The organism is Pseudomonas rhodesiae (genome assembly GCF_007858255.1).
In the GTDB taxonomy this organism is placed as follows: domain Bacteria; phylum Pseudomonadota; class Gammaproteobacteria; order Pseudomonadales; family Pseudomonadaceae; genus Aquipseudomonas; species Aquipseudomonas rhodesiae.
The window spans coordinates 24645-40832 of the sequence record NZ_VFEU01000036.1; the positions used below are offsets into that span (position 1 = coordinate 24645).

Consider the following 16188-nt stretch of genomic DNA (forward strand, 5'->3'; position numbering starts at 1 on the left):
AATTAGAAGCGGTAGTGCGAGAAAGCTTTGTTGGCTTCAGCCATACGGTGCACGTCTTCACGCTTCTTAACAGCAGCACCTTTACCTTCAGCAGCGTCCAACAGTTCGCCGGCCAAACGCAGAGCCATAGACTTCTCGCCACGCTTACGGGCGAAGTCTACCAACCAGCGCATTGCCAGAGCGTTACGACGGGACGGACGAACTTCAACCGGAACCTGGTAAGTAGCACCGCCTACACGGCGCGACTTCACTTCGACCAGCGGAGCGATGGCGTCGAGAGCTTTCTCGAAGATTTCCAGGGGGTCGCTGTTCTTGCGTTCTTTAACCTTTTCCAGCGCGCCATAAACAATACGCTCGGCAACGGCTTTCTTGCCGCTTTCCATTACGTGGTTCATGAACTTGGCCAGGATTTGGCTTCCGTATTTTGGATCGTCAAGCACTTCGCGCTTGGCTGCTACGCGTCTTCTTGGCATGGATAAGCCCTCAAACGGTCTTCAGGTTCGCTCGGAATCGGTGCCCTCTCGGGACGCCTCCGACCTTACTCTTATCGACTCAGAAAATAAGATGATTCAGGTTTACAAAAAGCCGCTACTACTTAGGCTTCTTGGTACCGTACTTCGAACGACCCTGGTTACGACCTTTAACGCCGGAAGTATCCAAGGAACCGCGTACGGTGTGGTAACGAACACCTGGCAAGTCTTTTACACGACCGCCGCGGATCAGTACCACGCTGTGCTCTTGAAGGTTGTGGCCTTCACCGCCGATGTACGAGGAAACCTCGAAACCGTTGGTCAGACGCACACGGCATACTTTACGCAGTGCCGAGTTAGGTTTTTTCGGCGTAGTGGTATACACACGAGTGCATACGCCACGACGTTGCGGGCAGTTCTGCAGCGCAGGCACGTCGGATTTCTCGACGATACGCTTACGCGGCTGACGTACCAGCTGGTTGATAGTTGCCATCTACTAGCTCCACTGTTGTCTTGCGACGCTATTGTCTTGCAAGAAAAGCAAAATGGCAGGAACGAATTCCCGCCAAATTTAGGGGTACAAGAGTCTAAAGAGGATCTTGCCCCCAGTCAAGGCAAGGCCCCAACCTCCCCACCCATCGAACTGAAGCAAAATTGCCTCGATCCGACGAACGGAGCTGTCAGGGCCTAGACTCATCTATCGCAGAACTCAGTTACCGCTTGAGTTCAGCGCTTCGGTCAGTGCAGCTTCCACTTCACTGGCGCTTACGCGCAACGGCTTGTCGGCATCACGACGACGCTTGCGCTCGCTGTGATAGGCCAAACCGGTACCGGCTGGGATCAAACGACCCACAACCACGTTTTCTTTCAGACCGCGCAGGTAGTCGCGCTTGCCGGTTACCGCTGCTTCGGTCAGTACGCGGGTGGTCTCCTGGAAGGAGGCCGCCGAGATGAACGACTCAGTGGACAACGAGGCCTTGGTGATACCCAGCAGTACGCGAGTGAACTTGGAAACGAACTTGTCTTCGTTCGCCAGACGCTCGTTTTCCACCAGCACATGAGTCAGTTCCATCTGGTCGCCCTTGATGAAACTGGAATCGCCGGATTCCGCGATTTCAACTTTACGCAGCATCTGACGCAGGATGGTCTCGATGTGCTTATCGTTGATCTTAACGCCCTGCAGACGGTAAACGTCTTGGATCTCGTTCACGATGTACTTGGCCAGCGCACTTACACCCAGCAGACGCAGGATGTCGTGTGGATCGCTTGGACCGTCGGAAATAACTTCGCCGCGGTTTACCTGCTCACCTTCGAACACGTTCAGGTGACGCCACTTCGGAATCAGCTCCTCATACGGATCACTACCGTCGTTCGGGGTAATGACCAGACGGCGCTTGCCTTTGGTCTCTTTACCGAACGCGATGGTGCCGCTGACTTCAGCCAAAATCGAAGCTTCTTTCGGACGACGAGCTTCGAACAAGTCGGCAACACGCGGCAGACCACCGGTGATGTCACGGGTCTTCGAAGTTTCCTGCGGGATACGCGCGATAACATCACCGATCGCGATCTTCGCGCCGTCAGCCACACCGACGAGGGCGTTAGCTGGCAGGAAGTACTGAGCGATTACGTCAGTGCCTGGCAGCAACAGATCCTTGCCGTTGTCGTCGACCATCTTCACGGCTGGACGAATATCTTTACCAGCAGCTGGACGGTCTTTCGCGTCGAGTACTTCAATATTGGTCATACCGGTCAATTCGTCAGTCTGACGCTTGATCGTGATGCCTTCTTCCATCCCCACGTAGGTCACGGTACCTTTCATTTCGGTAACGATTGGGTGGGTGTGCGGATCCCACTTGGCCACGATTGCGCCAGCGTCGACCTTGTCACCTTCCTTAACCGAAATCACAGCACCGTACGGCAGCTTGTAACGCTCACGCTCACGACCGTAGTCATCAGCGATTGCCAGCTCACCGGAACGGGACACCGCAACCAGGTGACCATCCACTCGCTCAACGTGCTTGAGGTTGTGCAGGCGGACAGTACCGCCATTCTTCACCTGAACACTGTCAGCCGCGGAGGTTCGGCTTGCCGCACCACCAATGTGGAACGTACGCATGGTCAACTGAGTACCTGGCTCACCGATGGACTGGGCAGCGATAACGCCGACCGCTTCACCGATGTTCACTTGGTGACCACGAGCCAAGTCACGGCCATAGCACTTGGCGCAAATGCCGTAGCGGGTTTCGCAGCTGATCGGCGAGCGAACAATCACTTCGTCGATGCTGTTGAGCTCAATGAACTCAACCCACTTCTCATCTACCAGAGTGCCAGCAGGAACGATAACTTCCTCGGTACCCGGCTTGAATACGTCACGGGCAATTACACGACCCAATACGCGCTCACCCAACGGCTCTACAACGTCACCGCCTTCAATGTGCGGAGTCATCAGCAGGCCGTGCTCGGTGCCGCAATCGATCTCTGTTACAACCAGATCTTGTGCAACGTCTACCAGACGACGAGTCAGGTAACCGGAGTTAGCGGTTTTCAACGCGGTATCCGCCAGACCTTTACGAGCACCGTGAGTGGAGATGAAGTACTGAAGTACACTCAAACCTTCACGGAAGTTCGCGGTAATCGGCGTTTCGATGATGGAACCGTCCGGCTTGGCCATCAGACCACGCATACCGGCGAGCTGACGGATCTGCGCAGCAGAACCCCGTGCGCCCGAGTCGGCCATCATGTACATCGAGTTGAAGGACTCCTGGTCAACTTCGTCGCCGTGACGGTCGATGACCTTCTCTTTCGAGAGGTTGGCCATCATCGCCTTGGAAACTTCATCGTTGGCCTTGGACCAAAGGTCGATCACCTTGTTGTACTTCTCGCCCTGGGTAACCAGGCCAGAGGCATACTGGCTTTCGATCTCTTTCACTTCGTCGGTAGCGGCACCGATGATGCGGGCTTTTTCATCCGGGATAACGAAGTCGTTAACACCGATGGAAACGCCGGAAATGGTCGAATAAGCAAAACCGGTGTACATCAACTGGTCAGCGAAGATCACGGTCTCTTTCAAACCAACCACGCGGTAGCATTGGTTGATCAGCTTGGAGATCGCCTTTTTCTTCATTGGCAGGTTGACGACATCGTACGACAGACCTTTTGGCACAACCTGATACAACAGCGCACGGCCGACAGTGGTGTCGACGATACGGGTGTTGGTCACGCTGCCGCCATCACGGTCGTTGACGGTTTCGTTGATCCGCACTTTGACCTTGGCGTGCAGTGCGGCTTCGCCGGCACGGAACACACGGTCAACTTCCTGCAGGTCAGCGAACACACGGCCTTCGCCTTTGGCGTTGATCGCTTCACGCGTCATGTAGTACAGACCCAATACAACGTCCTGAGACGGAACGATGATTGGCTCACCGTTGGCTGGCGACAGAATGTTGTTGGTCGACATCATCAACGCACGCGCTTCCAACTGGGCTTCCAGGGTCAGCGGTACGTGAACGGCCATTTGGTCGCCGTCGAAGTCGGCGTTGTACGCAGCACAAACCAGAGGGTGCAGCTGGATAGCCTTACCTTCGATGAGTACCGGCTCAAATGCCTGGATACCCAGACGGTGAAGGGTCGGTGCACGGTTGAGCAGAACCGGGTGTTCGCGAATCACCTCAGCGAGAACGTCCCAAACCTCTGGCAGTTCGCGCTCGACCATTTTCTTGGCCGCTTTGATGGTGGTCGCGAGGCCGCGCATTTCCAGCTTACCAAAGATGAACGGCTTGAACAGCTCAAGCGCCATTTTCTTAGGCAGACCACACTGGTGCAGACGCAGGGTCGGGCCTACGGTAATTACCGAACGACCGGAGTAGTCAACACGCTTACCGAGCAAGTTCTGACGGAAACGACCTTGCTTACCCTTGATCATGTCAGCCAAGGATTTCAGAGGACGCTTGTTCGAACCGGTGATAGCGCGACCACGACGACCGTTGTCGAGCAATGCATCGACAGCTTCTTGCAACATACGCTTTTCGTTACGCACGATGATGTCCGGAGCGGACAAATCGAGCAGGCGCTTCAAGCGGTTGTTACGGTTGATCACGCGACGGTACAGGTCGTTGAGGTCGGACGTTGCGAAACGACCACCATCCAACGGCACCAGCGGACGCAGGTCTGGCGGCAGAACCGGCAGAACGGTCAGCACCATCCATTCTGGCAAGTTGCCGGAGCCTTGGAAGGCCTCCATCAACTTCAGCCGTTTGGACAGTTTCTTGATCTTGGTTTCGGAGTTGGTTTGCGGAATTTCTTCGCGCAGACGGCCAATCTCGTGCTCCAGGTCGATAGCGTGCAGCAGTTCGCGCACAGCTTCGGCACCCATGCGAGCATCGAAATCATCGCCGAACTCTTCCAGCGCTTCGAAGTACTGCTCATCGTTCAGCAGCTGACCTTTTTCAAGGGTGGTCATGCCTGGATCGATAACGACATAGCTCTCAAAGTAGAGAACGCGCTCGATATCACGCAGGGTCATGTCCATCAGCAAGCCGATACGGGACGGCAGCGATTTCAGGAACCAGATGTGGGCAACCGGCGAAGCCAGCTCGATGTGTGCCATGCGCTCACGACGAACCTTGGCCAGCGCAACTTCAACGCCGCACTTCTCGCAGATCACACCACGGTGCTTCAAGCGCTTGTACTTACCGCACAGGCACTCGTAATCCTTTACCGGGCCAAAGATCTTGGCGCAGAACAGACCGTCACGCTCTGGTTTGAACGTACGATAGTTGATGGTTTCCGGCTTTTTAACTTCACCGAACGACCACGAGCGGATCATCTCAGGCGATGCCAACCCAATACGGATGGCGTCGAACTCTTCGACTTGACCCTGGTTTTTCAGCAAATTCAGTAGGTCTTTCAAGGCCTTTCCTCCTGGCGGAGCAGAGAGCGGGCATCACTGCCACGCTCTCGATTCGCGTCACGTGTTATTCGGTTTCCAGATCGATATCGATGCCGAGGGAACGAATTTCTTTGATCAACACGTTGAAGGACTCGGGCATGCCCGGCTCCATACGGTGATCGCCGTCCACGATGTTTTTGTACATCTTGGTCCGACCGTTCACATCGTCCGACTTCACTGTGAGCATTTCTTGCAGAGTGTAAGCAGCACCGTATGCTTCCAGTGCCCAGACCTCCATCTCCCCGAAACGCTGACCACCGAACTGAGCCTTACCACCCAGCGGCTGCTGGGTAACGAGGCTGTACGATCCGGTAGAACGGGCGTGCATCTTGTCGTCTACCAAGTGGTTCAGCTTCAGCATGTACATGTAGCCGACTGTAACCGGGCGCTCGAATTTGTTGCCGGTACGGCCGTCGAACAGCTGCATCTGGCCACTTTCCGGCAGGTCAGCCAGTTTCAGCATGGCCTTGATTTCGCTTTCCTTGGCACCGTCGAACACAGGTGTGGCCATCGGCACGCCGCCGCGCAGGTTCTTCGCCAGATCCAGGATTTCCTGGTCGGAGAAGGTGTCCAGCTCTTCGTTGCGACCGCCGATCTCGTTGTAGATCTCGTGCAAGAACTTACGCAGGTCAGCAACCTTGCGCTGCTCTTCGATCATACGGTTGATCTTCTCGCCCAGACCTTTAGCCGCGAGGCCCAGGTGAGTTTCGAGGATCTGACCAACGTTCATACGCGAAGGTACGCCCAGCGGGTTGAGGACCACATCGACCGGGGTGCCATTGGCATCGTGCGGCATGTCTTCAACCGGCATGATCACGGAGACCACACCTTTGTTACCGTGACGACCGGCCATCTTGTCGCCCGGCTGGATGCGGCGGCGGATTGCCAGGTAAACCTTGACGATTTTCAGCACGCCTGGAGCCAGGTCATCGCCCTGCTGCAGTTTGCGCTTCTTATCTTCGAACTTGTCATCCAGCAGACGGCGGCGATCAACGATGTAGGCCTGGGCCTTCTCGAGCTGCTCGTTCAAAGCATCTTCAGCCATGCGCAGTTTGAACCACTGGCCGTGCTCAAGACCGTCGAGGACCTCATCAGTGATGTCTTGACCTTTCTTCAGACCTGCACCGCCTTCAGCCTTGTGGCCTACCAAAGCGGAGCGCAGACGTTCGAAGGTCGCGCCTTCAACGATACGGAACTCTTCGTTCAGATCCTTACGGATCTCGTCGAGCTGGGTCTTCTCGATGGACAGAGCACGAGCATCACGCTCAACGCCGTCACGGGTGAAGACCTGTACGTCGATGACAGTACCCTTGGTACCGGTAGGTACGCGCAGGGAGGTGTCTTTAACGTCGCTGGCTTTTTCACCGAAGATGGCACGCAGCAGTTTCTCTTCTGGCGTCAGTTGGGTCTCGCCTTTCGGAGTAACCTTACCAACCAGAATGTCGCCTGCGCCAACTTCAGCACCTACGTAAACGATACCGGCTTCGTCCAGCTTGTTCAGTGCAGCCTCACCCACGTTCGGGATGTCTGCAGTGATTTCCTCTGGCCCAAGCTTGGTGTCACGCGCCACACAGGTCAGTTCCTGAATGTGGATCGTGGTGAAGCGATCTTCTTGAACAACACGCTCGGACAGGCAGATGGAGTCTTCGAAGTTGAAGCCGTTCCACGCCATGAAGGCGATGCGCATGTTCTGACCCAGAGCCAGCTCACCCATGTCGGTGGACGGGCCGTCAGCCATGATGTCGCTACGCTGAACGCGATCACCCTTGCTCACCAGCGGACGCTGGTTGATGCAGGTGTTCTGGTTCGAACGGGTGTATTTGGTCAGGTTGTAGATGTCGACACCGGCTTCGCCAGTTTCAACTTCGTCATCGGCAACACGAACCACGATACGGCTAGCATCAACGGAATCGATTACACCGCCACGACGAGCCACGACGCAAACGCCGGAGTCACGCGCTACGTTGCGCTCCATGCCGGTACCTACCAGCGGCTTGTCAGCGCGCAGGGTTGGTACAGCCTGACGCTGCATGTTGGAACCCATCAACGCGCGGTTGGCGTCATCGTGCTCCAGGAACGGAATCAGAGACGCTGCAACCGAAACTACCTGCTTCGGCGAAACGTCCATCAAGGTGACGTCTTCCGGCGCCTTAACGGTGAATTCGTTCAAGTGACGAACAGCTACCAGCTCGTCGATCAAAACTTTCTTGTCGTTCATCGTGGCCGAAGCCTGAGCGATCACGTGATCGGCTTCTTCGATTGCGGACAGGAACACGATCTCGTCGGTGACCAGAGCGTCTTTCACCACACGGTACGGGCTCTCGAGGAAACCATATTGGTTGGTGCGCGCATAGGCGGCCAAGGAGTTGATCAGACCGATGTTCGGACCTTCCGGCGTTTCGATCGGGCAAACACGACCGTAGTGCGTCGGGTGTACGTCACGAACTTCGAAGCCAGCACGTTCACGAGTCAGACCGCCCGGGCCCAGTGCCGAAACACGGCGCTTGTGGGTAATCTCTGAGAGCGGGTTGTTCTGGTCCATGAACTGCGAAAGCTGGCTGGAGCCGAAGAACTCTTTCACCGCTGCGGCCACTGGCTTAGCGTTGATCAGGTCTTGCGGCATCAGGCCTTCGCTTTCAGCCATCGACAGACGCTCTTTGACCGCACGCTCAACACGTACCAGGCCAACGCGGAACTGGTTCTCGGCCATCTCGCCTACGCAGCGAACACGACGGTTACCCAGGTGGTCGATGTCATCGACGATGCCTTTGCCGTTACGGATGTCGACCAGAGTCTTCAGTACCGCGACGATATCTTCCTTGCACAGCACGCCCGAACCTTCGATCTCGGTACGACCGATACGACGGTTGAACTTCATCCGGCCGACCGCAGACAGGTCGTAACGCTCAGGACTGAAGAACAGGTTGTTGAACAGGGTTTCGGCAGCGTCTTTGGTCGGTGGTTCACCAGGACGCATCATGCGATAGATCTCGACCAGCGCTTCCAATTGGTTGCTGGTGGAGTCGATCTTCAGTGTGTCGGAGATGAACGGACCGCAGTCGATGTCGTTGGTATACAGGGTTTCGATGCGAACAACCTGAGCCTTGGCGATTTTGGCCAAGATCTCGGTGTTCAGCTCGGTGTTGCACTCAGCCAGGATTTCGCCTGTAGCCGGGTGAACGATAACCTTGGCGGTAGTGCGACCCAGGACGTAGTCCAGAGGCACTTCCAGCTCTGTAATACCGGCTTTTTCGATTTGATTGATATGGCGCGCAGTGATACGACGGCCAGCTTCAACAATAACCTTGCCTTTTTCATCCTGGATATCCAGAACGGCAATTTCACCACGCAGACGCGAAGCGATCAGTTCCAGCTTGAGGGTTTCATCCTTCAGGCTGAATACGTTGGTGGTGTAGAAGGCATCCAGCACTTGCTCAGTGGTGTAGCCAAGCGCGCGCAGCAGTACCGAGGCCGGCAATTTACGACGACGGTCGATACGCACGAACACGCAGTCTTTAGGGTCGAATTCGAAGTCCAACCACGAACCACGGTACGGAATGATCCGCGCAGAGTACAAGAGCTTACCGGAGCTGTGCGTCTTGCCGCGGTCGTGGTCGAAGAACACGCCCGGCGAACGGTGCAGCTGGGAAACGATAACACGCTCGGTACCGTTGATAACGAAGGTACCGTTTTCAGTCATCAATGGGATTTCGCCCATGTAGACTTCTTGCTCTTTGATGTCCTTGATCGCTTTGTTCGACGATTCTTTGTCGAAAATGATCAGACGGACTTTTACCCGCAAAGGTACGGCGTACGTAACGCCACGCAACACACATTCTTTGACATCAAATGCCGGTTCGCCCAGGCGATAACCCACGTACTCCAGCGCAGCATTGCCGGAGTAGCTGATGATCGGGAAAACGGATTTGAAGGCCGCATGCAGGCCCACGTCGCGGAACTGATCTTTGGTCGCTCCCGCCTGCAAGAATTCACGATACGAATCCAGCTGGATAGCCAGAAGGTACGGGACATCCATGACGTCCGGCAACTTGCTAAAGTCCTTGCGGATACGTTTTTTCTCAGTATATGAGTAAGCCATCAGCGTTCCCCAGCTTGGTCACCTGCTTGTTTGGCCCCTCCGACGGGAGCAGCCAGAAAATCTTGCAAACCCCATGGTTTGCACCACCGCATCGGGTGGCTACAGCGCGTTAATGGCGGCGACCGAGTCGACAGCCAAGAACGGAAAAAGGCCGGTGGCAAGAGCCACCAGCCATCAGCCTTCAGCTTAACGCTTGGGCTGGAGACGCAAGGTCGATGCTTACTTCAGCTCGACTTTAGCGCCTGCTTCTTCCAGAGCTGCTTTGGCTTTGTCAGCTGCGTCTTTGGCAACAGCTTCCAGAACCATGGCAGGAGCGCCGTCAACTACAGCCTTGGCTTCTTTCAGGCCCAGACCGGTCAGTTCACGTACTGCCTTGATCACGTTAACTTTCTTCTCGCCAGCTTCGGTCAGCATGACGTTGAATTCGGTTTGCTCTTCAACAACGGCAGCAGCAGCAGCTGGGCCGGCGGAAGCAGCGGCAGCGGAAACGCCGAATTTCTCTTCGAAAGCTTTGATCAGCTCAACAACCTGCAGAACCGACATTTCAGCTACGGCGTTGAGGATATCGTCTTGGGAGATAGACATTGCTGTATTTCCTGAATTGGGGGACGGCCTACTCGGCCATCGAAATAAACAAAAATACGCGAAAGAAGACGCTCAGCCTTAGGCTGCGGCTGCTTCTTTTTGCTCGCGAACTGCGGCCAGAGTACGAGCCAGCTTGCTGGTAGCGCCTTGAATCACGCTCATCAGCTGCGAAATGGCTTCGTCGCGGGTCGGCAGTGTTGCCAGTACGTCGATTTGGTTAGCTGCGAGGAACTTGCCCTCGAACGCAGCTGCCTTGATCTCGAACTTATCCTGACTCTTGGCGAACTCTTTGAACAAACGGGCAGCAGCGCCTGGATGCTCTTTGGAGAACGCGATCAGAGTCGGGCCGGTGAACACGTCGTTGAGGACACTGTATTCAGTGTCAGCAACAGCGCGCTTTAGCAGGGTGTTACGCACAACACGTACGTATACGCCAGCTTCACGAGCCTCTTTACGGAGTCCGGTCATAGCGCCTACTGTCACACCACGGGCATCAGCCACGACAGCGGACAGAGCAGCTTTGGCAGCCTCGTTGACTTCAGCGACGATGGCCTTCTTGTCTTCGAGATTAATTGCCACGGGTTTAACTCCTGCTTGTTACCGTTTCATCTGGCCGGAGCCGGATGTCGTTTTGGTGTCTGATTCGGTAAGGAACCGGGAGCACCATCTGCGTAGGCTTGTGGTTTAAGACTTGCGTCGCCTACGGTCTTGGATAGCCCCCGCCAGGCAGGGACCCCAATTTTATCAACTGGCGCAATTTCTCGCGCCAATCTGTGTCTTATACGTCCAGCGAACCTTGGTCGATGACCAGACCTGGGCCCATAGTGGTGCTCAGGGTAACGCGCTTGACATAGATGCCTTTCGAAGAAGCTGGCTTGATACGCTTGAGATCCGCGATCAGCGCTTCAACGTTTTCCTTCAGCTTGACGGCGTCGAAGCCAACCTTGCCAACGGAGGTGTGAATGATGCCGTTTTTGTCGGTGCGATAACGAACCTGACCAGCTTTGGCGTTCTTAACCGCGGTAGCTACGTCTGGAGTTACTGTGCCGACTTTTGGGTTAGGCATCAGGCCACGTGGACCCAGGATCTGACCCAACTGACCAACAACACGCATGGCATCAGGAGAAGCGATGACTACGTCGTAGTTCAGGTCGCCGCCTTTCATTTCGGCAGCCAGGTCGTCCATGCCAACGCGATCAGCGCCGGCGGCCAGGGCAGCTTCAGCCGCTGGACCCTGGGTGAAGACAGCTACACGTACAGTCTTGCCAGTACCGTGTGGCAGCACAGTAGCGCTACGGACGACCTGGTCGGATTTACGTGGGTCAACGCCGAGGTTCACAGCAACGTCAACGGACTCGCTGAACTTGACAGTCGACAGCTCGGTCAGCAGAGCGGCGGCGTCTACAAAATTGTAGGACTTGCCTGCTTCGATTTTGCCGGCGATAGCCTTTTGGCGCTTGGTCAGCTTAGCCATTACACACCCTCCACGTTAAGGCCCATGCTACGAGCAGAACCGGCGATGGTACGCACGGCTGCATCCATATCAGCTGCAGTCAGATCCGCGTTTTTGGTTTTCGCGATTTCTTCCAGCTGAGCACGAGTTACGGTCCCAACCTTAACGGTGTTTGGACGAGCGGAACCGCTAGTCAGACCAGCAGCCTTTTTCAACAACACCGAAGCCGGGGTCGACTTGGTTTCGAAGGTGAAGCTACGGTCGCTGTATACAGTGATGATCACTGGAGTCGGCAGACCTGGCTCAAGACCCTGGGTACGGGCGTTGAAGGCCTTGCAGAATTCCATGATATTCACGCCATGCTGACCCAGAGCTGGACCGACAGGTGGACTAGGGTTGGCCTGAGCGGCCTTCACTTGCAGCTTGATGTAAGCGGTAATCTTCTTGGCCATGAGGCACTCCAATTACGGGTTCAGACGCCTCGAAAGGCTCCCCGGTTACTTGCGCGTTTATCCCAGTGACGACAAAACCCCACAGCCTAAGGCTGCGGGGTTGGGATGCATGTTCAGCTAGACCTTCTCGACCTGACTGAACTCCAACTCTACCGGAGTAGAGCGACCGAAAATGAGCACTGCCACCTGGATTCGGCTCTTTTCGTAGTTAACCTCTTCGACGGTACCGTTAAAATCAGCAAACGGACCATCAGTGACACGAACAACCTCACCCGGCTCGAACAACGTCTTCGGCTTAGGCTTGTCGCTACCATCAGCAACACGACGCAGAATTGCTTCCGCTTCTTTATCGGTGATAGGAGCAGGCTTATCAGCTGTACCGCCGATAAAACCCATGACACGAGGAGTGTCCTTGACCAAGTGCCAAGTACCTTCATTCATGTCCATCTGAACCAGCACATAGCCAGGGAAGAACTTGCGTTCGCTTTTGCGCTTTTGACCATTCCGCATTTCAACCACTTCTTCAGTGGGAACGAGGATTTCGCCGAAGCCATCTTCCATGCCTGCAAGCTTTACGCGCTCCAGCAAAGAGCGCATAACATGCTTCTCGTAACCGGAGTAAGCATGCACAACATACCAACGCTTAGCCACGGGACACCCTTAGCCAACAATCAAGGAAACAAGCCAACCGAGCAGGGAATCAAGCCCCCACAACAGCAACGCCATAACCAGAACAACAGCCACAACAATCAATGTGGTCTGCGTGGTTTCTTGGCGAGTCGGCCAAACGACTTTACGAATTTCGGTGCGAGCTTCCTTTACCAGAACCGCGAACGACTTACCCTTGGCAGTTTGGAGACCAACAAAAGCAGCCACCGCAGCAAGAGCAAGCAAACCCAGAACACGGTACAGGATCGGCGAAGCAGAATAGTACTGATTGCCAACAACGCCTACGACCACCAAAGCGACCACAAACAGCCACTTGACGAGATCGAAACGAGAGCTTTGAGCTTCAGTCTTAGGAGTCATCTATGAAGATCCTGTGAAAAGAAAGCCAGACACACCACGTGAATCTGGCAGGTCAGGAGGGAATCGAACCCCCAACCTACGGTTTTGGAGACCGTCGCTCTGCCAATTGAGCTACTGACCTAAAACAAAATCAGGCCGACCATTATGCAGACCTGAAAAAGACTTTACAACAACCAACCTCAAGAGACTCGACAACCCAACATCAAAGCCAGGAGCAACACAATCAAGCCAAGGCAGCCGTTAAAACAAAGGCAGATATTTTCATATCTGCCTTGTCATATGGAGCTCTTGAGCGGATTTGAACCGCTGACCTCACCCTTACCAAGGGTGTGCTCTACCAACTGAGCTACAAGAGCGAAACACTTTGCACAACCTGCAAACTTGGAGCGGGTAGCGGGAATCGAACCCGCATCATCAGCTTGGAAGGCTGAGGTTCTACCACTAAACTATACCCGCCGAGCTTGCAGCTCACGCTAAAAATGGTGGAGGGGGAAGGATTCGAACCTTCGAAGTCGTAGACGTCAGATTTACAGTCTGATCCCTTTGGCCGCTCGGGAACCCCTCCTAAGCGAGCCGGCATTCTACATCATGCCAGCCTTCTGTCAACAACTTTCTCATTTAAAAATATGAGGTTAGCAGCGTTGACCTTCGCTTCACCCTGTAGACCTCAAAGGTCTTCACTGCGAAGCGGGCGCCATTCTATTCAAACTATTGGGCAGTTGCAACGCCTTCGCACAACATTATTTTATGTTTTAACTCATTGAATTCCTTAGCAAGGTTTTCAAACGGCAGATCATCAGCCAGGCGCCGGCTTTCCGGAGCAACTCTTAACCAATAGCGAGAGGCATCCGCCCCCTTCAGCGACTGGACCTGGACCTTTATATCCAGACTAGTGAGGCGCTGCTCCAAGGCTAGCGCCTGGCGCTGATCAGCAAATCCACCGATATACAAACAGGCATCTTGCGCCTCAGGCACCCTCGCGCGATCCCGGCGAACGGCCGCGTCAGAGGACTCACTTAGCAGTCGAATATCCTGGGCTGAGCCACGATATAGATTAAGAGGCGTAACATCTTTGGCGCGCAACGGCGCCTCTTGCTGATGCCAGATGTAATAGAAGACATTCAGAACGAGCAGAAGCAGAAACAGCCAACGCATAGACAAGACACCTCAAGGCAAGGGGCACGCCATCGCCAATCCAACGAAAACCAAGTCTGGGACAAGTCGGGCTCCTGGAACATCATCAGCAACCAACCCTGCATCGCCCCCTGTGAGAAACACAGTGAAATCATCTCCCCAGTAGCTGCGAGCAAGCTCCAGCTGCGTCAACGCGAACCCTCTCAACATCAATGTGCAACCACGCTCTACAGCCTCCACAGTCGTACGTCCTGGCGAAAGGCTCTCATGGGCTCGCTCAGCAGCAATATCGTCATAACGTATCTTGCGCGTATGAGTACGTAATTGATTCCGCATCAGTGGCATCCCGGGACAGATGAAGCCCCCCAAATGCTCGCCCCCCATCGAAATGTAATCAGCTGTCGCCGCAGTGCCAAAGTCGAGTACCAGACAAGCCCTAGAGGCCAACTTGAATGCCCCCAGCATTGCCAACCATCGATCGAGGCCCAGACGCTCAAATTCCTCATAACCATTGCGCACGCCAGCCATTTCCCGAGCAGACACCGCCACCGAGACAGCGATGCCGAACACACGCTTTAGAGTATCAACCAGCTTATCGGTCTCCTCTGCGGCACGAACACTTACTAGTCGGCAACGTGTCAGAATCAAACCCGGAACAGCTGCCAGCCCCTCAATTAAAGCCGTGTCCGATCCGACAACCCCCTCCGCATAAGTTGATATACCGATAGGCTCGAGAACACGCCATTTGATGAAGCTATTCCCACAGTCAAGCTCAAGAATCATCACGCAACCTCAGGCTTAGCTCACCGCCACTGTAGGTTTTTTCGACGCCAGCTACGCTCAAGCGCAAGGCCCCCCGACTATCGATACCTAGCACTTGCCCGTGAATTTGGTTAACACCCGCAACGAGAGAGACCGAGCGCCCCTGCCAAAGATGATTCAGCTCCCATTCCTCCTGCAAAGCCACAAAACCAAATTCTTGATGGGAGTTAAGATAGCGCTGTAGCTGCACTCCAAGCTGAGCAACCAGAACATTACGGTTGACAGCCCCCCCTATCTCCAACTGCACGGACGTCCATTGCTGGTCGACACCTGCCACGTCTTGCATATTCACATTGATGCCAATCCCCAGTACTACATGACAGATATCTGCGGGATCACCTACCAACTCCAGCAAGATACCTGCAATCTTCTTTCCGTCCACCAGAACGTCGTTCGGCCACTTCAAACCAGCCCTATCCACGCCAAGATCACGCAAGGCCTGCATGACAGCCAAGCCAACCGCGAGACTAAGCCCTTCTAATTGACGCAGCCCACCCTCAATACGCAGCACTAGGCTGTAATAGATATTTTGTGCAAACGGACTCACCCACTTGCGCCCCCGCCGCCCTCTCCCCGCCGATTGCCGTTCTGCGAGCACAAGGAAAGGCGCTGAATGGCCAGCCCCGATCAAGCGAAGAGCTTCAGCGTTGGTTGAGTCAACAGACTCGGATATATGGATAGGCCAGGCCAAGAGCGGCGCACGCTTAGCAATATCTTCAGCATCAAGCAGGTACAGCGGCTCAGCCAACTGATATCCGCGCCCTCGAACCTTGTGTATGGGCAGATTCAATTCCGCCTCTAGACTCTGAAGCTGTTTCCACACAGCGCTTCGACTCACCCCTAGGGCCGCGCCGAGATCCTCGCCCGAATGAAATCGGCCATCTTTAAGAAGCTTCAACAACGTCAACATGCAAGTATCGCCTCACAATGAGGCACGCATGATAGCCATGCGCAAGGTGATTGCATAGAAAGGGGAAAATTTAGCACCGAAGTCGGCGCTGATGATGCCCACGGCTTTTCGAGCGCGCAAAACAAAACCCCAACTGCTTTCGCAATTGGGGTTTCGGAATTTAATCTTGACGATGACCTACTCTCACATGGGGAAACCCCACACTACCATCGGCGATGCATCGTTTCACTTCTGAGTTCGGGATGGGATCAGGTGGTTCCAATGCTCTATGGTCGTCAAGAAATCT

The 16188-nt window shown here is 54.8% G+C and carries 13 protein-coding genes, 4 tRNA genes and 1 rRNA gene; all 18 read right to left on the bottom strand.

All coding sequences use genetic code 11. The annotated features are described in order from the left end of the window. Window positions 1-2: 2 nt before the first annotated feature. The 18 genes from rpsG to rrf all read right to left on the bottom strand — a co-directional run bounded on the left by rpsG (window position 3) and on the right by rrf (window position 16182). The gene (gene rpsG / locus FIV35_RS27330) at window positions 3-473 is read right to left on the bottom strand and encodes a 30S ribosomal protein S7 (RefSeq protein ID WP_002555493.1); all 471 of its coding nucleotides are present in this window, start codon (window positions 471-473) and stop codon (window positions 3-5) included. Between the two features lie 118 nt (window positions 474-591). Next, entirely contained in the window at window positions 592-963 is a 372-nt protein-coding gene (rpsL, locus tag FIV35_RS27335; protein WP_002555494.1) for a 30S ribosomal protein S12, read from the bottom strand. Between the two features lie 216 nt (window positions 964-1179). After that, window positions 1180-5379 carry a DNA-directed RNA polymerase subunit beta' gene (gene rpoC / locus FIV35_RS27340; RefSeq protein ID WP_034100999.1) on the bottom strand — a complete coding sequence of 1400 codons (4200 nt, stop codon included), beginning with the start codon at window positions 5377-5379 and terminating at the stop codon, window positions 1180-1182. Between the two features lie 64 nt (window positions 5380-5443). Continuing rightward, window positions 5444-9517 carry a DNA-directed RNA polymerase subunit beta gene (gene rpoB, locus FIV35_RS27345; protein WP_034101000.1) on the bottom strand — a complete coding sequence of 1358 codons (4074 nt, stop codon included), beginning with the start codon at window positions 9515-9517 and terminating at the stop codon, window positions 5444-5446. A gap of 219 nt (window positions 9518-9736) precedes the next feature. Next, complete coding sequence (gene rplL, locus FIV35_RS27350) at window positions 9737-10102, bottom strand: 50S ribosomal protein L7/L12 (protein ID WP_027617682.1); 366 nt, start codon at window positions 10100-10102, stop codon at window positions 9737-9739. A gap of 78 nt (window positions 10103-10180) precedes the next feature. After that, complete coding sequence (gene rplJ, locus FIV35_RS27355) at window positions 10181-10681, bottom strand: 50S ribosomal protein L10 (protein ID WP_016969477.1); 501 nt, start codon at window positions 10679-10681, stop codon at window positions 10181-10183. Between the two features lie 199 nt (window positions 10682-10880). Continuing rightward, entirely contained in the window at window positions 10881-11576 is a 696-nt protein-coding gene (gene rplA, locus FIV35_RS27360) for a 50S ribosomal protein L1 (protein ID WP_003176434.1), read from the bottom strand. Beyond that, window positions 11576-12007: a 50S ribosomal protein L11 gene (gene rplK, locus FIV35_RS27365; RefSeq protein WP_003176435.1), complete on the bottom strand. Its 432-nt coding sequence runs from the start codon at window positions 12005-12007 to the stop codon at window positions 11576-11578. Before rplK ends, rplA begins: the two co-directional genes overlap by 1 nt. 117 nt (window positions 12008-12124) lie before the next feature. After that, window positions 12125-12658, bottom strand: a complete 534-nt coding sequence (nusG, locus tag FIV35_RS27370) for a transcription termination/antitermination protein NusG (protein ID WP_003176436.1) — start codon at window positions 12656-12658, stop codon at window positions 12125-12127. Between the two features lie 9 nt (window positions 12659-12667). Then, window positions 12668-13036: a preprotein translocase subunit SecE gene (secE, locus tag FIV35_RS27375; protein WP_034139515.1), complete on the bottom strand. Its 369-nt coding sequence runs from the start codon at window positions 13034-13036 to the stop codon at window positions 12668-12670. A gap of 45 nt (window positions 13037-13081) precedes the next feature. Next, a tRNA-Trp gene (locus FIV35_RS27380) sits at window positions 13082-13157 on the bottom strand. A gap of 159 nt (window positions 13158-13316) precedes the next feature. After that, window positions 13317-13392 (bottom strand) — tRNA-Thr (locus FIV35_RS27385). Between the two features lie 26 nt (window positions 13393-13418). After that, window positions 13419-13492 (bottom strand) — tRNA-Gly (locus FIV35_RS27390). 24 nt (window positions 13493-13516) lie between these two features. Further along, window positions 13517-13601: transfer RNA gene (locus FIV35_RS27395), tRNA-Tyr, on the bottom strand. A 143-nt stretch (window positions 13602-13744) separates the two neighbouring features. Next, window positions 13745-14191 (bottom strand): hypothetical protein, encoded by a 447-nt coding sequence (locus FIV35_RS27400; protein WP_034139516.1) that lies wholly within the window; start codon window positions 14189-14191, stop codon window positions 13745-13747. A 12-nt stretch (window positions 14192-14203) separates the two neighbouring features. Continuing rightward, window positions 14204-14953: a pantothenate kinase gene (locus tag FIV35_RS27405; RefSeq protein WP_034139517.1), complete on the bottom strand. Its 750-nt coding sequence runs from the start codon at window positions 14951-14953 to the stop codon at window positions 14204-14206. Beyond that, complete coding sequence (birA, locus tag FIV35_RS27410; protein WP_034139518.1) at window positions 14943-15902, bottom strand: bifunctional biotin--[acetyl-CoA-carboxylase] ligase/biotin operon repressor BirA; 960 nt, start codon at window positions 15900-15902, stop codon at window positions 14943-14945. The genes FIV35_RS27405 and birA overlap by 11 nt, the downstream gene beginning before the upstream one ends. A gap of 164 nt (window positions 15903-16066) precedes the next feature. Then, window positions 16067-16182 (bottom strand): 5S ribosomal RNA (gene rrf / locus FIV35_RS27415). Window positions 16183-16188 lie beyond the last annotated feature (6 nt).

What these genes read in the sequence shown, in the direction of transcription:
- secE (WP_034139515.1), bottom strand. Translation starts at nt 13,036, where the DNA reads ATGACTCCTAAGACTGAAGCTCAAAGCTCTCGTTTCGATCTCGTCAAG.
- rpsG (WP_002555493.1), bottom strand. Translation starts at nt 473, where the DNA reads ATGCCAAGAAGACGCGTAGCAGCCAAGCGCGAAGTGCTTGACGATCCA.
- rpoB (WP_034101000.1), bottom strand. Translation starts at nt 9,517, where the DNA reads ATGGCTTACTCATATACTGAGAAAAAACGTATCCGCAAGGACTTTAGC.
- rplA (WP_003176434.1), bottom strand. Translation starts at nt 11,576, where the DNA reads ATGGCTAAGCTGACCAAGCGCCAAAAGGCTATCGCCGGCAAAATCGAA.
- FIV35_RS27405 (WP_034139517.1), bottom strand. Translation starts at nt 14,953, where the DNA reads ATGATTCTTGAGCTTGACTGTGGGAATAGCTTCATCAAATGGCGTGTT.
- FIV35_RS27400 (WP_034139516.1), bottom strand. Translation starts at nt 14,191, where the DNA reads ATGCGTTGGCTGTTTCTGCTTCTGCTCGTTCTGAATGTCTTCTATTAC.
- rplK (WP_003176435.1), bottom strand. Translation starts at nt 12,007, where the DNA reads ATGGCCAAGAAGATTACCGCTTACATCAAGCTGCAAGTGAAGGCCGCT.
- rpsL (WP_002555494.1), bottom strand. Translation starts at nt 963, where the DNA reads ATGGCAACTATCAACCAGCTGGTACGTCAGCCGCGTAAGCGTATCGTC.
- rplL (WP_027617682.1), bottom strand. Translation starts at nt 10,102, where the DNA reads ATGTCTATCTCCCAAGACGATATCCTCAACGCCGTAGCTGAAATGTCG.
- birA (WP_034139518.1), bottom strand. Translation starts at nt 15,902, where the DNA reads ATGTTGACGTTGTTGAAGCTTCTTAAAGATGGCCGATTTCATTCGGGC.